General features: G+C 72.3%; 31 protein-coding genes. 19 read left to right on the top strand and 12 right to left on the bottom strand.

Going from position 1 to position 23,284, the window contains the following annotated elements; genetic code table 11:
• On the top strand, positions 1-693 hold the full coding sequence (locus ASD11_RS09870) for a GAP family protein (RefSeq protein WP_162246474.1): 693 nt from the start codon (positions 1-3) through the stop codon (positions 691-693).
• A 160-nt stretch (positions 694-853) separates the two neighbouring features.
• Positions 854-1,969: a fatty acid desaturase family protein gene (locus ASD11_RS09865; protein ID WP_056286507.1), complete on the top strand. Its 1,116-nt coding sequence runs from the start codon at positions 854-856 to the stop codon at positions 1,967-1,969.
• 231 nt (positions 1,970-2,200) lie between these two features.
• Here ASD11_RS09865 and ASD11_RS09860 read toward each other — a convergent pair whose 3' ends face one another.
• Positions 2,201-2,572 (bottom strand): SRPBCC family protein, encoded by a 372-nt coding sequence (locus tag ASD11_RS09860; protein WP_056286503.1) that lies wholly within the window; start codon positions 2,570-2,572, stop codon positions 2,201-2,203.
• Position 2,573: 1 nt separating this feature from the next.
• Entirely contained in the window at positions 2,574-3,056 is a 483-nt protein-coding gene (locus ASD11_RS09855) for a pyridoxamine 5'-phosphate oxidase family protein (protein WP_056286499.1), read from the bottom strand.
• A gap of 110 nt (positions 3,057-3,166) precedes the next feature.
• Between ASD11_RS09855 and ASD11_RS09850 the strand changes: the two genes are divergently transcribed.
• Together ASD11_RS09850 and ASD11_RS18140 are read left to right on the top strand one after the other, a co-directional pair.
• Positions 3,167-4,030, top strand: coding sequence for an oxygenase MpaB family protein (locus ASD11_RS09850; RefSeq protein ID WP_056286495.1), 864 nt, complete (start codon positions 3,167-3,169; stop codon positions 4,028-4,030).
• 94 nt (positions 4,031-4,124) lie between these two features.
• Positions 4,125-4,289: a hypothetical protein gene (locus tag ASD11_RS18140; protein WP_156464675.1), complete on the top strand. Its 165-nt coding sequence runs from the start codon at positions 4,125-4,127 to the stop codon at positions 4,287-4,289.
• A gap of 20 nt (positions 4,290-4,309) precedes the next feature.
• On the opposite strand, the gene ASD11_RS09845 is transcribed toward ASD11_RS18140, so the two are convergent.
• The 3 genes from ASD11_RS09845 to ASD11_RS09835 all read right to left on the bottom strand — a co-directional run bounded on the left by ASD11_RS09845 (position 4,310) and on the right by ASD11_RS09835 (position 8,479).
• Positions 4,310-6,046, bottom strand: coding sequence for a GAF domain-containing SpoIIE family protein phosphatase (locus tag ASD11_RS09845; RefSeq protein WP_056286492.1), 1,737 nt, complete (start codon positions 6,044-6,046; stop codon positions 4,310-4,312).
• A 125-nt stretch (positions 6,047-6,171) separates the two neighbouring features.
• A complete protein-coding gene (locus ASD11_RS09840; RefSeq protein ID WP_082554269.1) occupies positions 6,172-7,320 on the bottom strand; it encodes a fatty acid desaturase family protein in 1,149 nt (382 codons plus the stop codon).
• Between the two features lie 70 nt (positions 7,321-7,390).
• Positions 7,391-8,479 (bottom strand): ferredoxin reductase, encoded by a 1,089-nt coding sequence (locus ASD11_RS09835; RefSeq protein WP_056286489.1) that lies wholly within the window; start codon positions 8,477-8,479, stop codon positions 7,391-7,393.
• Between the two features lie 167 nt (positions 8,480-8,646).
• On the opposite strand from ASD11_RS09835, the gene ASD11_RS09830 reads away from it, so the two are divergent.
• The 5 genes from ASD11_RS09830 (at position 8,647) to ASD11_RS09810 (ending at position 13,358) form a co-directional block, all read left to right on the top strand.
• Positions 8,647-9,285 (top strand): TetR family transcriptional regulator, encoded by a 639-nt coding sequence (locus ASD11_RS09830; protein ID WP_235503290.1) that lies wholly within the window; start codon positions 8,647-8,649, stop codon positions 9,283-9,285.
• An 83-nt stretch (positions 9,286-9,368) separates the two neighbouring features.
• Entirely contained in the window at positions 9,369-10,457 is a 1,089-nt protein-coding gene (locus ASD11_RS09825) for a glycosyltransferase (RefSeq protein ID WP_056286486.1), read from the top strand.
• Positions 10,454-11,521, top strand: a complete 1,068-nt coding sequence (locus ASD11_RS09820; protein WP_056286484.1) for a glycosyltransferase — start codon at positions 10,454-10,456, stop codon at positions 11,519-11,521. The genes ASD11_RS09825 and ASD11_RS09820 overlap by 4 nt, the downstream gene beginning before the upstream one ends.
• Complete coding sequence (locus ASD11_RS09815; RefSeq protein ID WP_056286481.1) at positions 11,518-12,519, top strand: glycosyltransferase; 1,002 nt, start codon at positions 11,518-11,520, stop codon at positions 12,517-12,519. Before ASD11_RS09820 ends, ASD11_RS09815 begins: the two co-directional genes overlap by 4 nt.
• Positions 12,516-13,358 carry a glycosyltransferase family 2 protein gene (locus ASD11_RS09810; RefSeq protein ID WP_056286480.1) on the top strand — a complete coding sequence of 281 codons (843 nt, stop codon included), beginning with the start codon at positions 12,516-12,518 and terminating at the stop codon, positions 13,356-13,358. The genes ASD11_RS09815 and ASD11_RS09810 overlap by 4 nt, the downstream gene beginning before the upstream one ends.
• Here the strand turns inward: ASD11_RS09810 and ASD11_RS09805 are convergent.
• Genes ASD11_RS09805 through ASD11_RS09800 form a run of 3 tightly spaced genes read right to left on the bottom strand, consistent with a single transcriptional unit; the run spans position 13,336 to position 14,557 of the window.
• On the bottom strand, positions 13,336-13,605 hold the full coding sequence (locus tag ASD11_RS09805; RefSeq protein WP_056286477.1) for a DUF7218 family protein: 270 nt from the start codon (positions 13,603-13,605) through the stop codon (positions 13,336-13,338). The two genes, ASD11_RS09810 and ASD11_RS09805, sit on opposite strands and share 23 nt — an antisense overlap.
• Positions 13,606-13,637: 32 nt before the next feature.
• On the bottom strand, positions 13,638-13,892 hold the full coding sequence (locus ASD11_RS18135; RefSeq protein WP_156464674.1) for a hypothetical protein: 255 nt from the start codon (positions 13,890-13,892) through the stop codon (positions 13,638-13,640).
• Positions 13,892-14,557, bottom strand: coding sequence for a sigma-70 family RNA polymerase sigma factor (locus ASD11_RS09800; protein ID WP_056286474.1), 666 nt, complete (start codon positions 14,555-14,557; stop codon positions 13,892-13,894). The genes ASD11_RS18135 and ASD11_RS09800 overlap by 1 nt, the downstream gene beginning before the upstream one ends.
• A 160-nt stretch (positions 14,558-14,717) precedes the next feature.
• Between ASD11_RS09800 and ASD11_RS09795 the strand changes: the two genes are divergently transcribed.
• The 3 genes from ASD11_RS09795 (at position 14,718) to ASD11_RS09790 (ending at position 15,995) form a co-directional block, all read left to right on the top strand.
• Positions 14,718-15,443: a GAF and ANTAR domain-containing protein gene (locus tag ASD11_RS09795; protein ID WP_056286471.1), complete on the top strand. Its 726-nt coding sequence runs from the start codon at positions 14,718-14,720 to the stop codon at positions 15,441-15,443.
• Between the two features lie 200 nt (positions 15,444-15,643).
• Positions 15,644-15,793: a hypothetical protein gene (locus ASD11_RS18130; RefSeq protein WP_156464672.1), complete on the top strand. Its 150-nt coding sequence runs from the start codon at positions 15,644-15,646 to the stop codon at positions 15,791-15,793.
• A 28-nt stretch (positions 15,794-15,821) separates the two neighbouring features.
• Entirely contained in the window at positions 15,822-15,995 is a 174-nt protein-coding gene (locus tag ASD11_RS09790) for a hypothetical protein (protein WP_156464671.1), read from the top strand.
• A 1-nt stretch (position 15,996) separates the two neighbouring features.
• On the opposite strand, the gene ASD11_RS09785 is transcribed toward ASD11_RS09790, so the two are convergent.
• The gene (locus ASD11_RS09785; RefSeq protein WP_056286466.1) at positions 15,997-16,461 is read right to left on the bottom strand and encodes a hypothetical protein; all 465 of its coding nucleotides are present in this window, start codon (positions 16,459-16,461) and stop codon (positions 15,997-15,999) included.
• Positions 16,462-16,595: 134 nt separating this feature from the next.
• On the opposite strand from ASD11_RS09785, the gene ASD11_RS09780 reads away from it, so the two are divergent.
• Genes ASD11_RS09780 through ASD11_RS09770 form a run of 3 tightly spaced genes read left to right on the top strand, consistent with a single transcriptional unit; the run spans position 16,596 to position 18,696 of the window.
• Positions 16,596-17,456 carry a glucose 1-dehydrogenase gene (locus tag ASD11_RS09780; RefSeq protein WP_056286463.1) on the top strand — a complete coding sequence of 287 codons (861 nt, stop codon included), beginning with the start codon at positions 16,596-16,598 and terminating at the stop codon, positions 17,454-17,456.
• A gap of 7 nt (positions 17,457-17,463) precedes the next feature.
• A complete protein-coding gene (locus tag ASD11_RS09775) occupies positions 17,464-18,090 on the top strand; it encodes a methyltransferase (protein WP_235503289.1) in 627 nt (208 codons plus the stop codon).
• Between the two features lie 48 nt (positions 18,091-18,138).
• Entirely contained in the window at positions 18,139-18,696 is a 558-nt protein-coding gene (locus tag ASD11_RS09770; protein WP_056286460.1) for an MOSC domain-containing protein, read from the top strand.
• A 2-nt stretch (positions 18,697-18,698) separates the two neighbouring features.
• Here the strand turns inward: ASD11_RS09770 and ASD11_RS09765 are convergent, their stop codons facing one another.
• Positions 18,699-18,911, bottom strand: coding sequence for a CDGSH iron-sulfur domain-containing protein (locus ASD11_RS09765; RefSeq protein WP_056288686.1), 213 nt, complete (start codon positions 18,909-18,911; stop codon positions 18,699-18,701).
• A complete protein-coding gene (locus ASD11_RS09760) occupies positions 18,908-19,846 on the bottom strand; it encodes an iron-containing redox enzyme family protein (RefSeq protein WP_235503288.1) in 939 nt (312 codons plus the stop codon). The genes ASD11_RS09765 and ASD11_RS09760 overlap by 4 nt, the downstream gene beginning before the upstream one ends.
• A gap of 206 nt (positions 19,847-20,052) precedes the next feature.
• Between ASD11_RS09760 and ASD11_RS09755 the strand changes: the two genes are divergently transcribed.
• The 3 genes from ASD11_RS09755 to ASD11_RS09745 are packed head-to-tail and all read left to right on the top strand — an operon-like array spanning position 20,053 to position 21,779.
• Complete coding sequence (locus tag ASD11_RS09755; RefSeq protein ID WP_056286455.1) at positions 20,053-20,436, top strand: hypothetical protein; 384 nt, start codon at positions 20,053-20,055, stop codon at positions 20,434-20,436.
• Positions 20,436-20,720 carry a hypothetical protein gene (locus ASD11_RS09750; protein ID WP_056286451.1) on the top strand — a complete coding sequence of 95 codons (285 nt, stop codon included), beginning with the start codon at positions 20,436-20,438 and terminating at the stop codon, positions 20,718-20,720. The genes ASD11_RS09755 and ASD11_RS09750 overlap by 1 nt, the downstream gene beginning before the upstream one ends.
• A 39-nt stretch (positions 20,721-20,759) precedes the next feature.
• Positions 20,760-21,779: an enoyl-CoA hydratase/isomerase family protein gene (locus ASD11_RS09745; RefSeq protein WP_056286447.1), complete on the top strand. Its 1,020-nt coding sequence runs from the start codon at positions 20,760-20,762 to the stop codon at positions 21,777-21,779.
• 35 nt (positions 21,780-21,814) lie between these two features.
• Here ASD11_RS09745 and ASD11_RS09740 read toward each other — a convergent pair whose 3' ends face one another.
• On the bottom strand, positions 21,815-22,186 hold the full coding sequence (locus tag ASD11_RS09740) for an ACT domain-containing protein (RefSeq protein ID WP_056286443.1): 372 nt from the start codon (positions 22,184-22,186) through the stop codon (positions 21,815-21,817).
• A gap of 57 nt (positions 22,187-22,243) precedes the next feature.
• Between ASD11_RS09740 and ASD11_RS09735 the strand changes: the two genes are divergently transcribed.
• A complete protein-coding gene (locus ASD11_RS09735; RefSeq protein WP_156464669.1) occupies positions 22,244-23,164 on the top strand; it encodes an alpha/beta hydrolase fold domain-containing protein in 921 nt (306 codons plus the stop codon).
• Positions 23,165-23,284 lie beyond the last annotated feature (120 nt).

The raw sequence follows: 23,284 nt of genomic DNA, 5'->3' as shown, positions 1-23,284 counted from the left end.
ATGGACGTCTCGCCCGCCCAGCTGAGCACTCTTCTCTTCCTCGCTCTCGTGGACTCGACGAGCGTGGGGACCCTCGTGGTCCCGCTGTGGCTCCTTCTGGCACCCGGCGCCACACGCGTGGGCCGGATGGCCGTCTACCTCGGCACCGTCGCCACGTTCTACCTCGGCGTGGGGCTGCTGCTGCTCGCGGGCGTCGACGTCGCGTCCGGCCTCGCTGGTGGTCTGGCCGACCAGCGCTGGCTGCGGTGGGTGCAGCTCGTCGCGGGCGCAGGGCTGCTCGGGTGGGCCGTGCTGTGGACCCGTCGGCCGGACACGGGGTCGCCGGGGCGTCTGCGGCGGTGGCGCGAGCGCGTCTCGGCGGACTCCTCGGCGCGCGGACTCGTGGGTCTCGCGCTCGTGGTCACCGTCATCGAGCTGGCCATGATGCTGCCCTACCTGGCCGCGGTCGGGACCATCTCGGCCACGGACGGGTCCTGGCCGACGAGGGTGCTGCTGCTCGCCGCCTACTGCCTCGTGATGGTGCTGCCCGCCCTGGTGCTCACGGCGGCGCGCGTCGCCGCCCGGAGACGGCTCGACCCGCTCCTGGTCCGCGTCGACGGATGGATCACCCGGGCCGCAGGGGAGACGACGGCCTGGGTGGTCGGGATCGTCGGCTTCCTCCTGCTCGGTGACGCCTACCAGGCCCTTTCCTGATCCTGGACGGGCGTGGGGGAGGGCACGAGCGGTGTGTCCTGGAACGCGCTCCGTGGTGGTGGGCGGGGTGGTCCCTCTCCGCGTAGCCTGAGGACGTCTCGTCGGCACGACGCGGGACCTGCACGATGCCGCACGCTCCTCGATCCTCAGGCGGACGCTGATGACCTCAGAAGCACTTCCCGGCACCTCGGCCCGCCCCGGAGCGCCCGGCTCGCCCTACGTCAGCCACTTCACCGACCTCATGGCCGAGGTCAGGGACGCGGGACTGCTGGAGCGTCGGCACGCCTACTACGCGTTCCAGATCGGCGTGCACGTCGCTGCGTTCCTCGGGATCTGGGTCGGCTTCTTCCTGCTCGGGAACTCCTGGTTACAGCTGGTCCTGGCCGCGGCCCTCGGCGTCGTGGTGACGCAGTTCGGCTTCCTCGGCCACGACGCGGCGCACCGGCAGATCTTCGCCTCGTCCGAGCGCAACGCCTGGACGGCGCGGATCCTCGCCGGCGCCTTCGCCGGCCTGAGCTTCGCCTGGTGGCGCGCGAAGCACAACATGCACCACCGCGGCCCCAACCTCGAGGGCTACGACCCCGACATCGGCCCTGGTGCCATCGCCTTCACGCCGGGCATAGTGGCCGAGCGCCAGACCGGGTTCGCCGGCTGGTTCGTGAAGCGTCAGGGCTGGCTGTTCTTCCCGCTCCTGACGCTCGAGGGCCTGAACCTCCACGCCGAGAGCATCCGTGCGGCGCGCGACAAGACGTCCACCCAGCCGTGGCGACGCACCGAGCTGTTCCTCGTCGTCACCCGGCTCACGGTGTACGTCGCGATCCTCCTGGCGTTCCTGCCGCTCGGCAAGGCGCTGGCGTTCTTCGCGCTGCAGATGGCGGTCTTCGGGTTCTGCCTCGGCGCCTCGTTCGCGCCGGCCCACAAGGGGATGCCAATCATCCCGCCGGACATGAAGCTGGACTTCCTGCGCCGTCAGGTCATGGTCTCGCGCAACGTGCGGGGCAACCCCGTCGTCGACTGGGCCATGGGCGGCCTCAACTACCAGATCGAGCACCATCTCTTCCCGAGCATGCCGCGCTGCAACCTGCGCAAGGCGCAGCCGATGGTCAAGGCGCACTGCGAGCGCGAGGGCATCGACTACATGGAGGTCGGGCTCTTCCACTCCTACGCCATCGTGGTCGACTACCTCAACAACGTCGGCCTGCGGGCGCGCGACCCCTTCGACTGCCCGCTCGCCGCCCAGCTCCGCGACGGCAGCGCCCTCACCCCCCAGCGCTGACCTCCCCGCGCCCCGCGCCCGCGCCCGACCAAGGATGAGGGTTCGTGGTCGTCGGGACGACCCGGATCCCTCGTCGTTGGTGCTGGGCGGACGAAGGATGAGGGTTGGTGGTCGCTGGGACGACCCGGATCCCTCGTCGTTGGTGCTGGACTGACGAAGGATGAGGGTTGGTGGTCGTGCCAGCGACCCCAACCCCTCATTGTTCGTCCTCCGGCGGACGAAACCGGCAGATCAGGCCGTGGCGAGGACCTCGATGCGGCGCAGCGCCGCTGCCAGCACGGGCAGGTAGGCCGGCGCCCACACCGGGGCGCTCATGGTGAGCCGGGTCCCGGACCCCTCGGGCGACACCCCGTGGTCGGTCGCCGGCACGCCCGCCACCGACCACGCCCAGCGTCGGCCCGGCTCGAACGACGTCACGACGAACGGCAGCGGCACGCCGACGGGCGTCCACACCCGTCCGCGCGAGCCGACGCCGAGCTCGCCTCCGTGCTCCAGCTCGGCCCGTCGCACCGTCGGCCCCCAGCGGGGCCACTCGCGCAGGTCCACGAGGAGCCTCCACACGACGTCGGTGGGGGCGTCGACGTGGCGGTGGACGGTCAGCACGTCATAGATTCTCGACCACGTCGTGCTCGCCGCCGTCGTAGGGCTGCCCCGTCACCTTGGACTTCACCAGGCTGATGACGCTGGAGACGCGTCCACCCGGGTTGTCCCAGTACTCGGCCGTCTTCGCGTCGACCTTGATGAGCACCGCGTTCGGGTCCTCGGGGCCCTCGGGGATCCAGGCCTCGGCGAACGTGCTCCACAGCTCGCGGAGCCGGTCGAGGTCGTCCACCACCTCGGCGTGCCCGGCGAGGGAGACCCATGAGGTCTCGCTCGAGAACGTCACCGAGACGCCTGGACGCGCGGCGATGTGGCGGGCCTTGCGGGAGTCCTTCGTGGCGATGAACCACAGCACCACGTCGAGGTCGACGTCCTGCCGGGCCATCGGGCGGCTGACGAGCGTCCCGTCGTCGTCCGTCGTGGTCAGCATGCAGAAGCGGGAGTCCTTGGTCAGGTCGACGAGCTTGGTGATCTCAGAGTCGGTCATGGCGACGGGGTACCCGTGCCGGCCCGGCCGAACCGTCCGGTGCGCGCTTTCGTGCGCGCTTCGGGCCTCGGGCCGGGGCGCAGCGCACGCCCCGCTCGTAGGCTGGGTGCATGAGCGCCGTCGAGAACCTGAGAAGCCAGCTCGGGGCCGCCCTCTTCGAGCGCGTCGCCGGGCCCGACGGGCCCGCCCACCGCGACCGGATCCACGGGCGCGAGGGCGCGCGCTGGTTCGAGCCGGACAGCCCCATCGTGCGGGTCCACGCCGACGCCTCGATGTTCGTCGGCGGACTGCGCGCCCTGCTGCTGCAGACGCTGCACCCCGCAGCGATGATGGCGGTCCACCAGCACTCGGGCTACCGCGGCGACATGTGGGGCCGGCTCAACCGCACGTCCCACTTCCTGGCCGTCACCACCTTCGGCACCGCCGACGACGCCGAGTCCGCCGTCCGCGCCGTCCGTCGCATCCACGAGCGGATCGTCGGCACGATGCCCGACGGTTCCCCCTACGCCGCCTCCGACCCGCACCTGCTGGAGTGGGTGCACGTCGCCGAGGCGGCCTCGTTCCTCAAGGCCCACGAGGTCTACGGCGCCCAGCAGCTCACCGCCGAGGAGCGCGACGAGTACGTGGCCCAGGTGGGCCAGGTGGGGGAGCGGCTCGGCGTGGTCGACCCGCCGCAGACCTTCCAGGAGCTGCAGGACCGGCTGGCCGCGTTCCGACCCGAGCTCCGCGGCACCCCGGAGGCGAGGGAGGCGGTCCGGCACGTCCTGCTCCGACCCCCGCTCCCTCTCCCGGCGCGGCCCGCCTACGGGGTCATCGGCGCTGCGGCCGTGGGACTCATGCCCGCCTGGACGCGGCTGCCGCTGCGCCTCCCGTGGCTGCCCGTCTCGGAGCGCACGACGGTCCGCGTGCTGGGCGGTCTGGCCACCGGCACGATCCGCTGGGCCATGACCCCCGCGCCCTCCGCCACGGCCTGACACCCTCCGGGGCGTGGCGAGGGTCACGTGCTGCGGGCCCGTCATGAAGAGGCCGAGACCCCGTCTCACCGTCATGGTTTCCCACGAGGATCACGTGAGCAGCCAGGCCGAGCGCCTGGTCCGACCCGAGGAGCGCGGCGACGGGGCCGAGGTCCCCGTCGGTCGGCGAGTGGCCACCGGCACGACGAAGGGTCGCTCGTTCTTCCGTCGGCGCGAGGCCCGACCCAGGCACCGGCGCCCCGGCCCGGCGGTCGACTGAGGTCGGCTCGCCGTGGCGGGTCAGGCCTGAGGGATCGTGACGACCACGGCCACGACGTCGTCGTCCATGCCCGCGAAGGTGTCGCGGAGCCGGTCGACGAGAGTCTGTGATCCGCCCGCGCCGTGCACCTGGACGAGCTCCACGAGCCGGTCCGTCTGGTGCTCGGGATCCACCGAGACGGCGTCGGTGACCCCGTCCGTGTAGAGGACCAGCACCGAGCCGGCCTGGAGCACCAGGGCGTGGTCCTCGCGAGGCTCGACCAGCAGGTCGTGATGGCCGAACATCATGTCGTGCTGCCTGAGCACCTGCACCGTCCCGTCGGGACCCACCACGACCGGCGGCGGGTGTCCGGCGTTGGTCCAGGTGAGCTGCCACGTCGAGTCGTCCGGCGACGGCGTGAGCCGGGCCAGCACGGCGGTGCCGGTGGCGGGAAGACCGAACCGCTCGCACGAGCGCTCGAGCCGCCGGAGCAGGGCCGAGGGCTGCTCGTCGGGGTGGTCCGACGCCGTCTGGCGCAGCATGGCTCGTAGCTGACCCATCACGGTGGCCGCCGTGATGTCGTGGCCCGTCACGTCGCCGACGGTGAGCAGGACGGGGGCGCGTCCCCCCGTGGCCTCGTGGAGGACCAGGGCGTCGTACCAGTCGCCGCCCACGCGCTCCTCGGCCTTGGCGGGGACGTAGCAGGCGGCCAGGTCGAGGCCTGAGTCCCGAGGCAGCTCGCTCAGCATCGCGGCCTGCATCTGGTGGGCGACCGAGATGCGGTCCTCGAGGAGGATGGCGCGCTCGAGGGCCTGGGACGCGTAGGCGCTGAGCGCCGCCGCCATGACGTGCTCGTCCTCGTCGAGGCGGCGCGGAGCCTTCCAGAGCAGCTCGATGACGGCGGGGTGCTCGCCCGACCCGTGCACGGGGAGGTAGCCGACCGCCTGCGCGCCCCGCGCCCGCAGCTGCTCGACGGCCCGCGAGGACAGGCCGCCCGTGTCGTGCTCGAGGTCCTCGACGAGGAGGACGTCGCTGGTCCCCGGGGCGGGGCGCGTCGGGAGCGACGGCCGCGACTGCGACGGCAGGTGCAGCACGGCGTCGAAGAGACCGGTGGAGTCGTCGACGAACCCGGCCAGCACCTGGCGCAGGTCGCTGATGGTGCGGCACGTGTTGAGCGCCTCGGCGATCCCCAGCAGCCGGATCGCGCGGGCGGCGGCCAGCTCCAGGCCCGCCTGGGCGGCGTCGCGGCGCTCCCGCTCCCGGTCGGCGTCGAGCCGCGAGAGCCGCAGTCGGATCTCGTGCATGCAGTCGAGCGCGACGTCCTGCAGGAGCGCGATCTCCTCGGGGGTCCAGGAGCGTGGCTCGGTGTCGATCGCGCACAACGAGCCCAGGACGTGGCCGTCGTCGTCGGTGAGCGGCATGCCGGCGTAGGCCACGACGGAGAGCTCGCTGACGGCAAGGTTGTCCTGGACCAGCTCCTCGGAGCGTGCGTCGTCGATGACGAGCGGCTGTCCGGACGTCACGACGTGCTGGCAGAACGAGTGGCTGAGCGGCGTGGCGCGCCGCGAGGCCCACGGGTCGGGGAGCCCGCACATGCCCGGGAACACCTGCTGGTCCGCCTGCACGAGCGAGACGAGGGAGACCGGGACGCCGAGCCGGTCGCGCACGCGTTCGGCGTAGCGCTCCATGCCGGGGTCGGAGGCCTCCGTGAGGCCGAGGTCGGACAGCGCCTGCAGACGAGCCTGGTCGAGGAGGGCCCAGGCGCCCGGGGGACGCATGGGTCGATCCTAGTAGGCCGCATCCCGACGTGCCGGGGTCGCGGTCACCGCCGGACCCGGGTCCGGGACGGAGAGACGGCTCCGCCCGGCCCCCGAGAGGGCCGGGCGGAGCCGCGCGCAGCGGGTCAGGCCGCTGCTGCGACCTCGACGTCCGCCGGAGCGGCCGTCTTGGGCTTGGGCGTCGGGAACGACAGGCGCACGATCTTGCGCGCCACGGAGAAGAGCTGCTTGCTGAGGCGACCGGTGTTGTACTCGATGCCGTAGCGGTTGCAGATCTCCTTGACCTCGACGGCGAGCTCGGGGTAGCGACGCGCCGGGATGTCGGGGAAGAGGTGGTGCTCGATCTGGTGCGAGAGGTTGCCCGACATCGTGTGGAAGAGCTTGCCTCCGGAGATGTTGGCCGAGCCGAGCAGCTGGCGGTAGTACCAGTGCCCGCGCGACTCGTCCTCGCACTCCTCCTCCGTGAAGGTGGCCACGCCCGCGGGGAAGTGTCCGCAGAAGATGATGTTGAAGGCCCACACGTTGCGCACGAGGTTGGCGGCGGCGTTGCCGGCGAACGTGAGCGGGAAGAACGGGCCGGTCAGCGCGGGGAAGATCAGATAGTCCTTGAGCGCCTGACGCTTGACCTTCTTCATGATGCCGGCGTGGAGCTGCTTGTTCTCCTCCATCTTGCGGGTGCCCTTCACGATGTTCTCGACCTCGAGGTCGTGCATCGCCACGCCCCACTCGAAGAACGTCATGAGCAGCAGCGCGTACACCGGGTTGCCCAGGTAGTACGGGTGCCACTTCTGGTCCTCGTCCATGCGCAGGACGCCGTAGCCGATGTCGCGGTCCTTGCCGAGGATGTTGGTGAACGTGTGGTGGATGTAGTTGTGGCTGTACTTCCACTGCTCACCGGGGCACACGTTGTCCCAGTCGTAGATGCGCGAGTTGAGCTTCGGGTCGCCGAGCCAGTCGTACTGGCCGTGCATCACGTTGTGCCCGATCTCCATGTTCTCGAGGATCTTGCTGACGCTCAGGGCGGCGACGGCGAGCGGCCACGCCGGCGGGAAGTAGAACATCGCGCGGCCGGCGACCTCGAACTGCTGCTGCTTCTTCACGACGCCGCGGATGTAGTCGGCGTCGGCCTGGCCGAGGTCGGCGATGACGCGCTGACGGATCGCGTCCATCTCGGCGCCGAACTCCTCGAGCTGCTCGGGCGTCAGGTTGGGGATCTTGGGGTCCGAGGCGCGGACCGTGTTCTTGCGGGGGCGGGCGAACGGGAGCGTGGTCATGGTGTTTCCCTTCGGGAGTCGGTGGAAGCGCTGGTCGGGCAGGGGTGCCGGGCCCTGGGCGGCTGACGGGCTAGAGGTCGACGGAGCAGGAGCCGACGGGGGCGGACACGCAGATGCGGATGTCCTCGTCGGGGAGCGAGGACGTCTCGCCCGTGAGGATGTTGCGGACGGTTCCCTCGGTCTTGCGCGAGGTGCAGGAGAAGCAGATGCCCATGCGGCAGCCGTACTCGGGCTTGAGGCCGGCTGCTTCGGCCTGCTCGAGGATGCTCTCGCCGGTGTTGGCCGCAGCCTCGCCCGAGCGGGCGAACGCCACGGTCCCCTCGGCGTCGCCGTCGACGGCGAACGCCGGCGGCTTGAAGAACTCCACCCGCAGGCGCGGTGAGTCGGCGTAGGCCTCCTGGACGAGCTCCACGAGACCACCGGGACCGCAGACCCAGGTGTCGAGGTCGCGGAAGTCGCCCACGATGCGCTCGAGCTCGTCGGCGTCGAAGAAGTGGTTGCCGTACCGCAGGTGCACCGTCACGCCGTTGTCGGCGGCCGCGATCTCGGCCAGCTCCTCCGCGAAGATCTGGTCCTCGGGCGAGCGGGCGTAGTGCAGGAAGGTCACCTTGCGGTTGGCGTGACCGTCGTACCCGTCGCGCAGCAGCGTGCGCACGTGGGACATGACGGGCGTGATGCCGGAGCCGCCGGAGATCATCAGCAGGTGGTTGTTGGTGGGGGTCGCGGCGCTCTCGTGGAGCGTGAACTCGCCCTCGGCCTGGCTCAGGTGGAGGATCAGGCCGGGCTGGGCCTCGCGGACCAGGTACTTGGAGACGATGCCCTCCTCGTGGGCGCGCACCGTGATGGAGAAGCGCTCGCCGGGCAGGGAGGCGCCCGAGGAGATGGAGAAGCAGCGCGTCGTGCGGCGTCCGCCCTCGAGGTCCACGCCGACCTGCACGTACTGGCCGGAGCGGTGCCCGCGCCACGTGCTCGTGGGCTGGAGGACGAGGGTCGCGACGGGGTGCTCCCCGGTGGTCTCGCGCGTCACGGAGACGACGCGGGCGCGGACCTCGGTGGCGGCCCACATGGGGTTCATCTGCTCGAGGTAGCGGTCGACGCCGTGCGGCGACGCGAGGGCTGCGAGGACCCGGGACCCGAGGACCCGCTGGGTGATCGTCATGACTTCCCCTTCGATGATGGCGGTGGTGAAACGGTGGACACCTGTCCACCAACCATCGGTGCATACTGCCGGTATGGTCAACCCGGAATCACTGTGAGCGCAGCCACGTTCCACGTTTGTGCAGGTCACGCGGTGGTCAGGTGTCCACGAATCGGTAGGGTGTGATCGTGAGCACGCCGGAAGAGCCCGAGCTGACCCGCACGGAGCGCAAGGAGCGCACCCGTCGGGCGATCCTCGACGCCGCCCTCGAGCTGTCGGAGCAGGGTTCGCTGTCGGCCCTCTCGCTGCGGCACGTGGCCCGCGAGGTGGGCATCGCCCCCAACGCGTTCTACCGGCACTTCGCCTCGGCCGACGAGCTGGGTCTGGCGCTCGTCGACGAGCTCTTCGGGACCCTGCGCCAGCTCCTGAGCGACGTCCGCTCCGCCCGGCCCATCTCCGACGGCGCGATCGTCCCGTCCCTCGGGGTGCTCGTCGACCGTGTCCACACCGAGCGGCTGCAGTTCGTGTTCCTGACCCGCGAGCGCGTGGGCGGCTCCGCGGCGGTCCGCACGGCCATCCGCCGCGAGCTCGAGCTGTTCGAGGCCGAGATCGCGCTCGACTTCGCCCGGATGCCCGGTGCGGTCCAGTGGTCGAGCGAGGACCTCCGCGTGTCGGCCAACCTCATCGTGACGGCCCTCGTGGCCGCAGTGGAGCGACTCCTCTACACACAGGACCGCGACGGCGAGCAGGCCATCGTGGCGGCCACCGAGAAGCAGCTGCGGATGCTCACGATCGGTGCTCGCACCTGGAGGTCGCGACCGCGGTAGGGCCGGTGCATGACGCACCAGGACGTGGGTACGACAGGACGGAGTGCAGCCGGTCGCTCGATGAACGTCGTCGAAAGGCCCCCATGACCCTCGCCCCGTCCGCGCGCGCCACGATCCGGGTCGCGTCCGTCCCCTCCTCGCACGTCTACGTGCGGCACCTGGCCGTCGACGGGACGGAGGACGTGGTCCGTCTCCCGGACCCACGGCCGCGGGACGCCGGACCGGCCGCGGCCCGGTGGTGGCCGCCACGGATGCTGGAGGCGCAGTGGGTCCAGGACGAGCGCGAGGCGTTCGACCTCTACCACGTCCACTTCGGGTTCGACGCGCGCTCGGTGGAGCAGCTCGATGAGCTCGTCCAGACGCTGCGGCGCCACGGGAGGCCCCTCGTCCTCACCGTCCACGACCTGCGCAACCCGCACCAGCGGGACCGCGCGGCGCACGACGCGCAGCTCGACGTGCTGGTCCCGGCCGCCGACGACGTCATCACGTTGACACCCGGCGCCGCCCGGGAGGTGGAGGAGCGATGGCACCGCTCCGCCACGGTCCTGCCGCACCCGCACGTGCTCGAGCCGGAGGACATGGCCCGGTGGCAGGAGCGACATGCGGCGCGGCCCCGCGACACGTTCCGGGTGGGACTGCACGCCAAGAGCCTGAGGCCGTCGATGGACCCCGCCGCCATCGTCCCCGCCCTCGCGGAGGCGGTCCGCGAGGTTCCGGGAGGTGTCCTGCAGCTCGACATGCACACCGACGTGGCCGATCCCACGGGTCGTCACCACCACCCCGCGCTGCTCGAGGCGGCGCGGCGCGAGAGCGACGTGGTGGAGCTGCACGTCCACGACTACTTCTCCGACGACGAGCTCTGGGCCTATCTCGCCGGGATCGACGTCTCCGTGCTGCCCTACCGCTTCGGCACGCACTCGGGCTGGCTGGAGGCGTGCCGGGACGTGGGCACGGCCGTGGTCGCGCCCACGTGCGGCTACTACGCCGAGCAGGGGCCCGTGGAGTCCTACGTCATGGACGAGACGGCCTACGACCCGGACTCGCTGGTCGAGGCCGTCCGCCGGGCTCGCCTCGCACCGCCGCCCCCGGTCTCGGTGGCGGAGCGCCAGCGCCAGCGTCACGAGGTGGCCGTGGCCCACCAGGCGATCTACTCCGAGGTGCTGGGCCGATGAGGGTCTGCCTGGTCGCCTCGTCCCGGTTCCCCATCCGCGAGCCGTTCCAGGGTGGCCTGGCGGCGCACACGGCGATGCTCGCCGACCGCCTCCGGCAGCGCGGGCACGACGTGAGCGTGTTCGCCGCCCCCGGCTCGCACCCGAGGTTCGCGGCCGGCGCGCTCGACGTGCAGGGCTTCGAGCCGAGCGAGACCGCCCGCGCCGACGTCGGTGCGATGCCGGCCTCCTGGATGCGCGAGCACCACGCCTACCTGAGCCTCATGCTCGACCTGGCCCGGACCGGGAGGCGTCGGTTCGACCTCGTCCACAACAACTCGCTGCACCACCTCCCCGTGGCCATGGCCTCCATGACCGGTCTTCCCACGGTGACGAGCCTGCACACGCCGCCCATCGCGTGGCTCGAGTCGGCCATCGCCCTGGCCGGCGACTCGGTCCGGTTCACCGCGGTGAGCCGGCACACGGCGGCGGCCTGGAGCCACGTCACCGATGCCACCGTCGTCTCGAACGGCGTGGACACCGACCACTGGCGGGCCGGGCCGGGCGGGGGACCCGTCGTCTGGACCGGTCGTCTGGTCCCGGAGAAGGCGCCGCACCTCGCGGTCCTCGCGGCCCGGGCGGCCGGGCTGCCCATCGTGCTGGCCGGACCCGTCCTGGACACCACGTACTTCCGCGACCAGGTGCAGCCCCTGCTCGGGCCGTCGGCCACGTGGGCCGGGCACCTCGGCGGCCGCGCGCTGGCCGACCTCGTGGGCCGGGCCTCCGTCGCCGCCGTCTCGCCGGTCTGGGACGAGCCCTTCGGCCTGGTGGCCGCGGAGGCCATGGCGTGCGGCACGCCCGTCGCGGCCTTCGCCCGGGGTGGCCTGACCGAGGTGGTCGCTCCGGGGACCGGGGTGCTGGCCGCGCCCGACGACCCCGACGCTCTCGCCGAGGCGCTGCTCGGGGCCAGGCGGCTCGATCGTGCCGACGTCCGCGAGCACGCCGTCCGTCACCTCGGCGTGGACGCCATGGTGGACGGGTACGAGCAGGTCTACGACGAGCTCACCGGCCTGAGGGCCGCAGCATGATCGGCTACTACGTGCACCACCACGGGCGCGGACACCTGCAGCGGACGCTCGCCGTCGCGGCCCGCACCGGCCCCGGCGTCGGGCTCAGCTCGTTGCCCCGCCCCGCCGAGTGGGTGGGTCACTGGATCGAGCTGCCGCGTGACGACGACGAGGACGTCTCGCGGGACCCCACTGCGGGCGGACGCCTGCACTGGGTGCCGGAGCGGCACCGCGGGCTCAGCCGACGCATGGCCGAGATCTCCAGCTGGATCGACGACGTGGACCCCGAGCTCATGGTGGTGGACGTCTCCGTGGAGGTCGCGCTCCTGGCGCGGCTCCACGGCGTCCCGGTGGTCACGATGGCGCAGCCGGGGGACCGGCGGGACGCGCCGCACGCGCTGGCCCACGGGATCGCCCGGTCCGTGGTGGCCCCCTGGCCCGAGCACGCCCACGGCGTCCTGCGCAGCACCGTGGACGACCGGCTGGTCACGGTAGGTGCGTTCTCGAGGTTCGACGACCGCCCGCCGGTGCCACGCCCACGCGGCGACCGGCGACGCGTCCTGCTCATGCTCGGGGCCGGGGGCCACGCCGTGACACCGGCCCAGGCGGAGGCCGCGAGGAACCAGACACCCGACTGGGACTGGCGCGTGCTCGGCGGCGACGAGGGCCCGTGGGTCGAGGACCCGTGGGACGAGCTGTGCGCGGCGGACGTCGTGATCACCCATGCCGGCCAGAACGCCGTCGCCGAGGTGGCCGCGGCCCGTCGGCCGGCGGTGATCGTTCCCCAGGCCAGGCCGTTCGGCGAGCAGGACGCCCTGGCCGCTGCGCTCGCCCTGCTCCAGCCGTCCCCCGCCGTGGTGCGCAGCGCCTTCCCTCAGGACGGCTGGGCCGACCTCCTCGAGGAGGCCGACGCCCACGACGGTGAGGCCTGGATCGCTTGGAACGACGGTCAGGGCGCGGAGCGCGCAGCCAAGGTCCTGCACGAGGAGCTGGCCCGACGAGGTCCGGTGTCGCGGTGAGCGGGGGAGTCGTCGTCGTCACCGTGGTGCACGGCCGACGCGACCACCTCGCCCGCCAGCGCCGGGGCCTCCTGCGCTCGAGCCGCCGGCCCCTTGCCCACGTCGTCGTCGCGATGGACGACCCGCTCACGGTGGACGAGCTCGTGCTGCCCGGGCTGCCGACCGCGCTGGTGCCGGTCTCGCGGGATCCGCTGGGGCTGCCGCTCGCCGCCGCCCGCAACCGGGGTGCCCGGGAGGCGATGGGCCTGCGTCCCGACCTCGTCGTGTTCCTCGACGTGGACTGCATCCCTGGTCCGGGCCTGCTCGAGTGGTACGACCGGGCTGCCCGGCAGCACGCGGGAGCGCTGCTGTCGGGGCCGGTCACGTACCTGCCGCCGGTGGGCGCACAGGGGTACGACCTCGACCGTCTCGCGGACCTGCGATCGCCCCACCCGGCCCGGCCCGACCCCGTCGTCGGTTCCGTCGAGCCGAGCGACGACCACCGCCTGTTCTGGTCCCTGTCCTTCGCCGTCACACCGGCGACCTGGGACCGGATCGGTGGTTTCGACGAGGCCTACGTGGGCTACGGCGGGGAGGACACCGACTTCGGCCAGCGGGCGCGCTCGGCAGGCGTCCCGATGGCCTGGGTGGGCGGCGCGGACGCGTTCCACCAGCACCACCCGGTCAGCCGACCGCCGGTGGAGCACGTCCAGGACGTCGTCCGCAACGCCGAGGTCTTCGCCCGGCGGTGGGGCTGGTGGCCCATGGAGGGCTGGCTCGAGGCCTTCGAGGAGCGCGGACTGGTCGCTCGGAGCGGCGACGGGTGGGCGCTGGTTCCTAGTGGTTCCGCAGCTCCTTGATGAGCTCGGACTTCTTCTTGTCCGAGTAGCCGGAGAGCCCGAGCTCCTTGGCCCGGCCCTTGAGCTCCTTGACGGTCCAGTCCTCGTAGTCCCCGGACTTCCCGCCCTTGCGGCCCACGGAGGACCGGCCTCGGGCGGCGGCGGCGTTGGAGATGCGCGCGGCCTTCTCCTTCGACGCGCCGTCGTCGCGCAGCTCCTCGTAGAGCTCGGGGTCCTTGACGGAGCTGTTCTTCCTCGATGCAGGCATGTTTCCTCCTCGTTCTCACGTGATGGTCGGGGTCATGCGTGGTGGTCGAGCTCCTGCTCACCGACGTCCTGGCCGACCTTGGCGCGGGCGATCGTGCTGCCGACGGCGACGAGCGCCGCCACCAGCGCCAGGGCGGTGAAGGCGATGACGCTGTAGCCCTGGTGCTGGTCGTTCGTGGCCAGGCCCCAGACGGACAGGGCCACCACCAAGGCACAGATCACCAACGTCGCGGCGTAGCGGTGCCGCAGGTGCTGCAGGCGCGATCGGCGCGCCCCTCGAGTCGCCATCAGGCGGCCTCGGCGCCACCGACCGCCTCGCGCAGGCCGGTCAGCAGGGAGGACAACCGACGCGACACCTGCATCTGGCTGATGTGCAGACGATCGGCGATGTCCTGCTGGGTCCTGTCCTCGACGAACCTCCACTGCAGGAGCTGACGCTCCTGCGCGCTGAGGCCCTTGCTCGCGGCGCAGAAGGTGACCCACTCGTCGACCTGCTCGAGGCGCCCGTCGACCTCCCCTCGCTCGTGCCCGGCCTCGAGGGCGAGGTCGAGGGAGTCGGGGGAGTAGCAGCCGCGGGCAGCGGCGGCCTCCTTGACGTCCTTGGGGTCGGCGCCCAGCCGGTCGGCGAGCTGCGTGACGTTCGCCGAGGTCACGTCCCCGCTGTGCTCGGCGCTGAGCTGGGCCTGCAGCTCCTGCAGACGACGAGGCGGACGGACGCCCCAGGCACGGTCACGGAAGTGTCGCTTGATCTCGCCGCGGATGGTCGCGGTCGCGAAGGCAGCGAAGGCCCCACGCGACTCGTCGAAGCCGGCCGCAGCCTTGACGAGCGCGAGGTTGGCGACCTGCTCGAGGTCGTCGTCCTCCACGCCGCGCCCACGAAAACCACGAGCGAGGCGTCGAGCCAGGCCCAGGTGGGTGATGATGAGGTCGTGCTGGATGCTGGTCGCAGCCATGGTTCCCCCCGGTGTTGCTGATGGTGTGCACGGCTGCTGCTCAACCTCTTCCCACGGTCACACTGCATCGCGAGGGACGCAACCGGACGGGAGCATCGATCGTTCGGTATTTTCTCCTCACGGGGGCCTTCCCGGCCTCGTCGCAGAAAGGAACGACCCCATGACGACCCTCCCCCCTCCTCCTGCGCCAGGGCCCACGGGACGTCCAGGACCCCACCAGGGCCTGGACCTCAGCGAGATCGCTCTGGCGCTGCATGAGTCGGCCGACAGCGAGCAGACGGTGGAGCGCGTGGCGGAGTTCGCCCGCTCGGCCGTCGGGTGCGACGACGCCGGGGTGCTCCTGGTCCAGGCACGCAACCGCATCGAGACCGCCGCCGCCACGAGCGGTCCTGTGGCGCGCGCCCACGACCTGCAGGTCGAGCTCGACGAGGGACCATGCCTCGACGCGCTGGAGAACCGCGACACCATCTACCAGATCGAGGACCTGACCTTCGACGACCGCTGGCCCCGGTGGGGTGCCGCCGTGCTCGAGCTGGGCTACCGCAGCGTCGTGAGCGTGCCGCTCGCCACAGCCGCGCGTCGTTACGGCTCGCTCAACGTCTACGCGTCCCGCCCCCACGCGTTCGACGAGGACGACGTCGCGGTGGCGTCGATCCTCGCGCGCCATGCCTCGCTCGCGCTGGCCTCCAACCGCGACCTCGAGGGACTGCGCAAGGCGGCCGACGCCCGCAAGGTCATCGGCATCGCCATGGGCATCGTGATGGAGCGCTACGAGGTCGACTCCGACCGGGCGTTCGAGGTGCTGCGGCGCTACTCCCAGGACCACAACGTGAAGCTGCGCGACGTCGCCCGTCAGGTGGCCGAGATCCGGGGCCTGCCCGAGTAGGCTGACGCGACGGGCCAGCGTCTGATGCTTGGGACCGGGCAGGACCGGGTACCCCCGACCGGCGTGGCCCTGTTGAGCACCCAGCGGGGTCGCGCGCCCCGTGCGACCCGACATCGGCTCCTCCGAGCCCGTCGCTAGGCTGTCGCGCGTACCGCTGAGGCAGTCGGCGGCGCGGACCTCCCCGAAGGACCTCCCGCCGCGTGAGCGACCTCATCAGAAACTGCCCGGAGTGCGGCCAGCACACTGCCATCCGTCTCGGCGAGGGCCAGGGCCTGGCCCTCTACTCGTGCGTGGCCTGCGACGCGGAGTTCACCGAGTCCGAGCCCGAGTCCGACCGAGCCGACGAGTGACAGGACCGGCCGTGGGTACGTGGACGCCATGATGCCCTCGTTCCGTCCTGACCACGGCCCCGGCCGCTCCGGCAACGCCCCCGTCGACCCGTCCGTCTCGCCGGACACGGAGCCTGACACCGACGAGCCGCCCACGGAGCCCTCGCCCTCCGCCCCGGCGCACCAGGACGGTCAGGACGACGAGGGCCCGGCCGAGGCCTGACTCAGGCGAAGGCCCGCCGCGCTGCAGTCCGGTGGACGTCGCGAAGCCGCTCGACCTGGTCCTGACCCTGCGCGAGCAGGCGTCGGACCTTGTCCCGGTCCACTCGCGGGTCATCGACCTCCTGGAGGGCGGACCAGCCGGCGACCAGGCCGCACGCCACGTCGTGCATGGCCTCCAGGTCGACCACGTCGGTGAGCGGCGTGCGGTGCACGAGGCTGCCGTTGGGCTTGAGCCGGCCGAGACGCTCGCCCGCCCTCGCCGCGAGGGCGGGGAGGCGCGGCTCGGAGGCGCCGATGCGCCGCGCCACCAGGCGGAGGGCCTCCCGCTGCTCGACGAGCTGGTGGCGGACGTCCGTCGCGAGCTTCCGGGCCTCCTCGTCCTCGATGCCTTCGCTGCGGCCGAACAGGTCGATGCCGGCGGACATCGCTGTCAGGTGGAGCCGGACGTAGTGCTTCAGCAGGTCCATGGGCCTCCTGTACCCGGGGGTGGTCGTCCCATGCGGGCGCTTGGATCGCCTGCCGTGGGGTACCCATCAGACGGACCTGACCGACCCCGCCGCTCGACCCCGCGGCCCCTCACGACCACGAGACAGGAGACACGATGAGCGACGACAGCTTCCCCGAGCAGCAGCAGGAACCGCCGGGATCCACCGAGGCGATGGACCCCGTCCCCGACCACGGCGAGGAGTCGTACCGCGGCGACGGACGTCTCGAGGGCAAGGTCGCGCTGATCACCGGTGGTGACTCGGGCATCGGCCGCGCCGTCGCTCTCGCCTACGCCCGCGAGGGCGCCGACATCGCCTTCACGTATCTCTCGGAGGAGCGCGAGGACGCCGACACGACGGCCTCGCTGGTGGAGTCGGCCGGACGGCGGGTCGTGGCCCTCGAGGCCGACCTGCGCGAGAGCTCGGTGTGCGACGAGGTGGTCCGGCAGACCGTCGAGCAGCTCGGCGGCCTGGACGTGCTCGTGAACAACGCGGGCTACCAGATGGCACGCCAGGAGAGCATCCAGGACATCACCGACGAGCGCCTCGACCGGACGTTCAAGACGAACCTCTACGCGCTCTTCTGGCTCGTCCGTGCGGCGGAGCCGCACCTCAAGGAGCGCCGCGGCTGCATCATCAACAACGCCTCCATCCAGGCGTACGAGCCCTCCACGTCGCTGCTCGACTACGCCTCGACGAAGGCCGCGATCAACAACGTGACCGTCAACCTCGCCGCCCAGCTGGGTCCGGACGGAGTCCGGGTCAACGCGGTGGCGCCGGGTCCCATCTGGACGCCGCTCCAGCCGGCCACCCAGCCGGCCGAGAAGGTGGCGGCCTTCGGCGAGGACACCCCACTGGGGCGGGCCGGGCAGCCGGCCGAGGTGGCGCCCGCGTTCGTGTTCCTGGCCTCGGAGCGTGACGCGAGCTACGTCTCCGGCACCGTCCTGGGGGTGACCGGTGGCAAGCCTGTCTTCTGACCCGGACGTGGCGCCGTCGCCGACCGAGGTGACGATGCCGTTCGGCCCGATCGACGTCGTGTTCGACGAGCACGTCCTGGTCCCACGTCCCTGGACGCTGGCCCAGTCCGCCTGGGGCACCGAGCTCCTCGGGACGCTTCCGGAAGGACGGGTGCTCGAGCTGTGCAGCGGGGCCGGCCAGATCGGCCTCGCCGCCGTGGTGGGCACCGCACGAGCGATCGTGCAGGTCGACCGCAGCGAGGCCGCGTGCGGGTATGCCCGTCGCAACGCGGCCGCTGCGGGGGTCGAGGCAGACGTCAGGTGCGGGTCCATGGACGAGGCGCTGGCCGACGGGGAACAGTTCATCCTCGTCGTGGCCGATCCGCCGTGGGTGCCCAGCACCGACGTCCCGGGCTTCCCCGAGGACCCCGTGTGGGCCATCGACGGGGGAGGCGACGGGCTCGACGTCGCCCGGCGGTGCCTCCAGGTGGCCGGCACGCACCTCGCGCCCGGGGGTGCCGTCCTGCTCCAGGTCGGGACGTCGGAGCAGGTGGAGCGGCTCGCCTCGGAGGCGCTGGCGTGGGGTCTCGAGATCGCGGAGGTCCGCACCTTCGAGCGCGGAGCCGTCGCCCTCCTGAGGCACGCCGAGGGCTGAGCCGCCGGGCTCGGCCGTGGGAGGGCCTCGACGCCCTACGATCGGGGCATGGCCCACCTCGTCGCCGCCTGTGTCGTGCACCAGATCCTCCCCGACCCCGGGATGGTGGGCACCACGGCCATCGACAAGCGGCCCGTCCAGGGCCCGGTGAAGGTGGGCCCGTACGGCCTCTACGCCGACGTGCAGGCCGACCGAAAGTTCCACGGGGGCCTGGACAAGGCGGTCTACCTCTACGGCGAGGACGATGCGGCGCACTGGAGCCGCGAGCTGGGACGCGACCTCACGCCGGGCTGGTTCGGCGAGAACTTCCGGGTCCAGGGTCTCGACCCGAGCGCCGCGCGTGTCGGCGAGGTGTGGCGTGTGGGCGCGGGTCCCGACGCGGTCGAGATCCAGATCACGGGACCGCGCACACCGTGCCAGACCTTCGCCCGCTGGGTGGGCGGCGACGACACCCGGGGCTGGGTCAGGCGCTTCGCCGTGGAGGGGAGGGTGGGCGCCTATGCCCGCGTGGTGAAGAACGGGCGGGTGAGCGCGCTCGACCCGGTCGAGGTCGTCGTGCCGCGTCCTGAGGCACCCACCGTCCTCGACGTGTTCCGAGGAGCCTGAGCTCAGGCGGGGCGCTGCTCGGGCGGAAGCAGCTTGTGCGTGCCGTCGCACCAGGGCGACGTCGCTGACCGCAGGCACCGGCACACGGCCGACACCGGACGGGTCGTCGCGTGGCCCACGCCGTCGGCGTCCTGCACGACGTGGTCGCCGCGCAGCAGCATGGGGCCGCCGGGGCACAGGATGACGTCGGGCCGGGGCTCGGGTCCCTGGCTCATGCCGACCACTCCTCGAGCAGGTGCTCGGCGAGGTCGGCCTCGAGGGCCACGCAGACCGCCGCACCGAGGAGGACGTCGCCCGCGAGGTGCGGCTCGCCCTCCACGAGCGGGGCGCAGATCTCGCGGATCGCGAGCTGCTCGTGAATGGCGTCGGCCTCCACGTGCTCGAGGTAGTAGTCGGCCATCTCCTGGGGCAGGCCGAGCCGCTGGATGCCGCGGGCCATCCGGCGCGACGGCACTGAGCTGGTCGCCTCGAACGCTGCCAGGTGTCCGAGGGAAGCGCCGCGGAGCCGGCGATGGAGGCCGAACAGGGACAGGGCGTTGTTCTGGCGCAGCACCTGGACGGGCGCCTCGTCGACGAGCCGCCGCGAGGCCGGATCGATGCCGCAGGCCTGCAGCCCCCGGGCGAAGAGGTCCTGGTGGACGCGGTCGGGCCGTCCGGCGCCGAACTCGTCGTACTGCAGCTCCACGAGGGCGGCCCTGGCTCGACCGGTGAGACGCGGCAGCGTCCAGGTGGTGGGGTCGGCCTCCTTGAGGTGGTAGACCGACCGCATGCGCAGGAGCTGGAGCACCTGCTCCTTCGTGGCCTTGCGCTGGACGTGGTGCGCGAGGCTGGGCCCGTCGTCGGACTCGGCGATGTCGAACAGGGCCGTCACGACGTCGTCGGTCTCGGGCTGCGTGCACCGGGCCCGGAGCTCGGCCTCGAAGACCTGCTCCAGGTCGCGTCGGACCCGCAGCAGGTCGGGGTCCCACTCCATGGCGTCGTCCACGTCGTCGAACCCGCGGTACGCGAGCTCGTAGACGGTCCACAACGCGAGCTGGAGGTCCTCGTCGTGGTCCAGGACCTCGAGGGGGTCGGCGGGCAGCGGGGCCCGGTCGACGAGGTGATCGATCACGGCCTCGCTCAGGCGGCCACGGGGCTTGGGAGTCAGCACGTGGGACAGGTACCCCGGCGGGCGGCCTCGAAACGCTTCGGGGCGCTCCCCGGAGGGGGCACGTCTAGTGGGTCGAGGGTGTCCCGAGGAAAAGTCGCCGTTCGACGTCATGAACCCGTTCCTGGGACGTCCCTTTCACACCGCAGACGATCATGCGAAAGCGCGGATCAGCCAGTCACCGCAGTTGGAACGGGGTCGAGTCAGACATGAGCACCACGATGGGTCGTGCACAGGACGCACGTGCACAGGGCGACGGCAGGTCGACCCGACCGCCGGCCTTCACGATCATGAACACGCTGGCCGGTCGTCCGGCGTGGTGGTTGCACGCTGCCGGCGGGTACCTCGTGGCGTGGTCCGGAGCCCCGCTCGACTCCGACGACGCGGCCCGGGAGGCTGCCGAAGCCTTCAGGGCCCGGGCAGAGGAGTCGAGGTTCGAGGTCTACGTCGACGCGGGAGGCAAGTTCCGCTGGCGGGCCTGGAGCCGAGCCGTGCGGGTGGCCGAGTCGGGCGAGTGGTTCGTGAGCCGGTCCGAGGCCGCTCGCGCCGCCGACGAGGTCCGGCTCGGCGTCGCCGTCTCGGAAGGGCTGTGATGGAGCCGCGCTGCAAGCCCGTCGTGGGGGCCCCGAGCCAGCAGGCGCCCCGCGAGGGCCTCTGCACCGATCAGCACCGCTCCACCTACTCGTACACGTGGCGATCGCTCGTGCGCGGCCAGGCGCTCAACGGCCACCGCGACCCGATGGAGCACGACTTCGTCCGCCTCGTCGACTCCCGCCCGTGGGTCGGATCGGTCGGTTGTCGCCGTCACGCGCCCAGCCACCCCGCGGCGCTCCAGCGTCCGTCGGGACGGCGGGACCACGGTCTGACCCGCAGCTGAGGGCTGCAAGGATGACCGTCCACGACGAAGGGACGGTCGATGACCCAGTCCGAGCCCCTGGGCCTGGAGACGCGCGTCGAGGACGGCCTGGGACGGATCGTCCTCGACCGTCCGCGAGCGCTCAACGCGCTGACGCTCGCCATGGTGCGGCACCTGCGCGACGTCCTGACGGACTGGACGTCACTGGGCCTGCGGGCCGTGACGGTGGAGAGCGCCTCCGAGCGGGCCTTCTGTGCGGGTGGTGACATCCGTCAGGTCCGCCAGGACTCGCTCGCGGGTGAGCACGAGGCCAACGAGGCCTTCTTCGCCACCGAGTACGAGGTGAACCACCTCCTCGGCACCTACCCCGTGCCGGTCGTGGCCCTCGTCGACGGGATCTGCATGGGCGGCGGCATCGGGTTGTCGGTCCACGGCCCGTTCCGCGTCGTGACGGAGCGCGCTGTCCTGGCCATGCCAGAGACGGCCATCGGGTTCTTCCCCGACGTCGGCACCACGCACGTCCTGCCGCGCCTGCCCGGCGCGGTCGGGACGTACCTCGGGCTCACGGGCGCGAGGCTCGACGCGGCCGACGCCCTCCACGTCGGCCTCGCCACCCACCTCGTCGGGTCGGAGGACCTCGCCCAGGTTCCGGGGCTCCTGGCCGCCGACCCTCGCCCGGTCGAGCAGGTGCTCCGCTCGGTGGCCCTGCCCGCACCGGGAACCTCTGTCCTGGGCGAGCACCGCGAGGCGATCGACCGGGTGTTCTCCGCCCCCGACGTCCCGGCCGTGCTGGCCCGGCTGCGTGAGGAGACCACGCCCTGGGCCGCCTCGACCCTCGAGCTGCTCGAGTCCGCCTCGCCCCAGAGCCTCTCCGTCACGCACGACCTCCTGCTGTGGGGTCGTCAGCGCGACCTGCGCGCCTGCCTCGACGCCGAGCTGGCCGCCGGACGCCTCGTCAGCACCTCGCCCGACTTCGTCGAGGGCGTGCGCGCCGTGCTCGTGGACAAGGACCGGTCCCCGCGCTGGGGGGAGTCGCTCTACCGCGGCACCGGTCCCGACGGTCGGCTGCTCTGGGCCTGACCTTCGGCTGGGCCGGTCCGGAGCAGCGCCGGAGATCAGCGCTCGACGACGTGACCGGCCTCGGTCAGCGCCGTCACGGCGAGGTCCAGCTGGGCCTCGGCCACGTGGACCAGGTCGGCCCTCGAGGTCGACGTGACGAAGACGCCCACGTCGGCCGCAGCAAGCGGGACGAGGAGCGACGCCGTCATCCCCGCCGTCTCCAGCCCGTGCGCGCTGCCGTGCGAGGAGATCGCGCGCCACGTCTCCTCGCCTGCTCGCGCCTCGCGCACCGTGGTGGGGTCGTCGGGGGCGTCGACGAAGGCGGCCACCTCGTCGCCCTGGCTCGGACGGCCTGCGACGATCGCGTGACGTCCGGGCAGGACGCGCAGGATCTGGGGTGTGATGGTGACGCTGTACTCGCGGGGCACGAGGACAGTCTGGCGCTGCGGAGGCGGTGGCGCGGAGCCGGTGGCAGCATCGGCGTCGTGGGACAGGTGACGTGGGACGTCGACGACCGACCGATGACCCTGGCCGCGCGGCTCTACGTGCTGGGCATGCGCCTGATGCGCGACAAGGAGGCGTTCGAGGGCGAGGAGCGGACGCTCGAGAAGGCGCGCGACCGCCAGCGCTCGGGCAACCGGCCACCCACAGTGTGGACGCGGCGCCGTTGTCGCGTCTCGTCGCGCACGTCCCACGACATGACGGTCTGGACCGTCGGACCGCGTCGTGCGGGTGCCACCTCACGGATCGTCTACCTGCACGGCGGCGGCTACGTCCATCCGTTGACCGTCGACTACTGGCGACTCGTCCGCAGCCTGGCCTCCGCGGGGTCCGAGGTCGTCGTGCCGGCCTACCCGCTGGCGCCCGAGGCCACGGTCGACGACGTGCTGCCGCTCCTCGAAGGCCTGGTGGCCGACGTCGCCACCGCTGGACCGACGGTGCTCATGGGCGACTCCGCGGGTGGTGCGCTCGTGCTCGTCCTGGCCCGGCGGATGCTCGAGCTCCCGGACGCTGAGGTGACCGGCGTGGTGGCGCTCTGCCCCTGGCTCGACGCCACCCTCGACGAGGCCGGTGTCCGCGGGCTGGAGGCCACCGACCCCATGCTGGCCGAGTCCGGCCTCCGCGCCGCGGGGCGATGGTGGGCGGGCGAGCGCGACCCGGCGGACCCCGTCGTGAGCCCCGTCAACGGCTCTCTCGACGGACTGCCGCCGGTCGACGTGCTGATCGGCGACCGCGACATCCTGCGTCCCGCGGTGGACGACCTCGCCGCCCGGGCGGAGCACGCCGACGTGAGCCTGCACGTGCACGAGGTGTCGGCGATGTTCCACGTCTGGATGACCCGGCTCCTCCCGGAGGCGACCCGGACGAGGCGACTGCTGGCCGAGATCGTCGGCGCCCGCGCCTGAGTCTGCGGGGTCGACGCGTTCCGCGGCAGGGCCTGGCCGTGCGGTGGAGCGGCTGACTCGGCATACTGAGCCTCGCGTGCAACAAGCCGCGCGGGTCGTTCGACCTCGCACCACCTCCCG

Origin of the sequence: Aeromicrobium sp. Root495 (genome assembly GCF_001426755.1) — a bacterium.
Lineage (GTDB): Bacteria > Actinomycetota > Actinomycetes > Propionibacteriales > Nocardioidaceae > Aeromicrobium.
The sequence above is the reverse complement of the archived record's forward strand: the minus strand, read 5'-3'. Positions and strand labels throughout refer to the sequence as shown.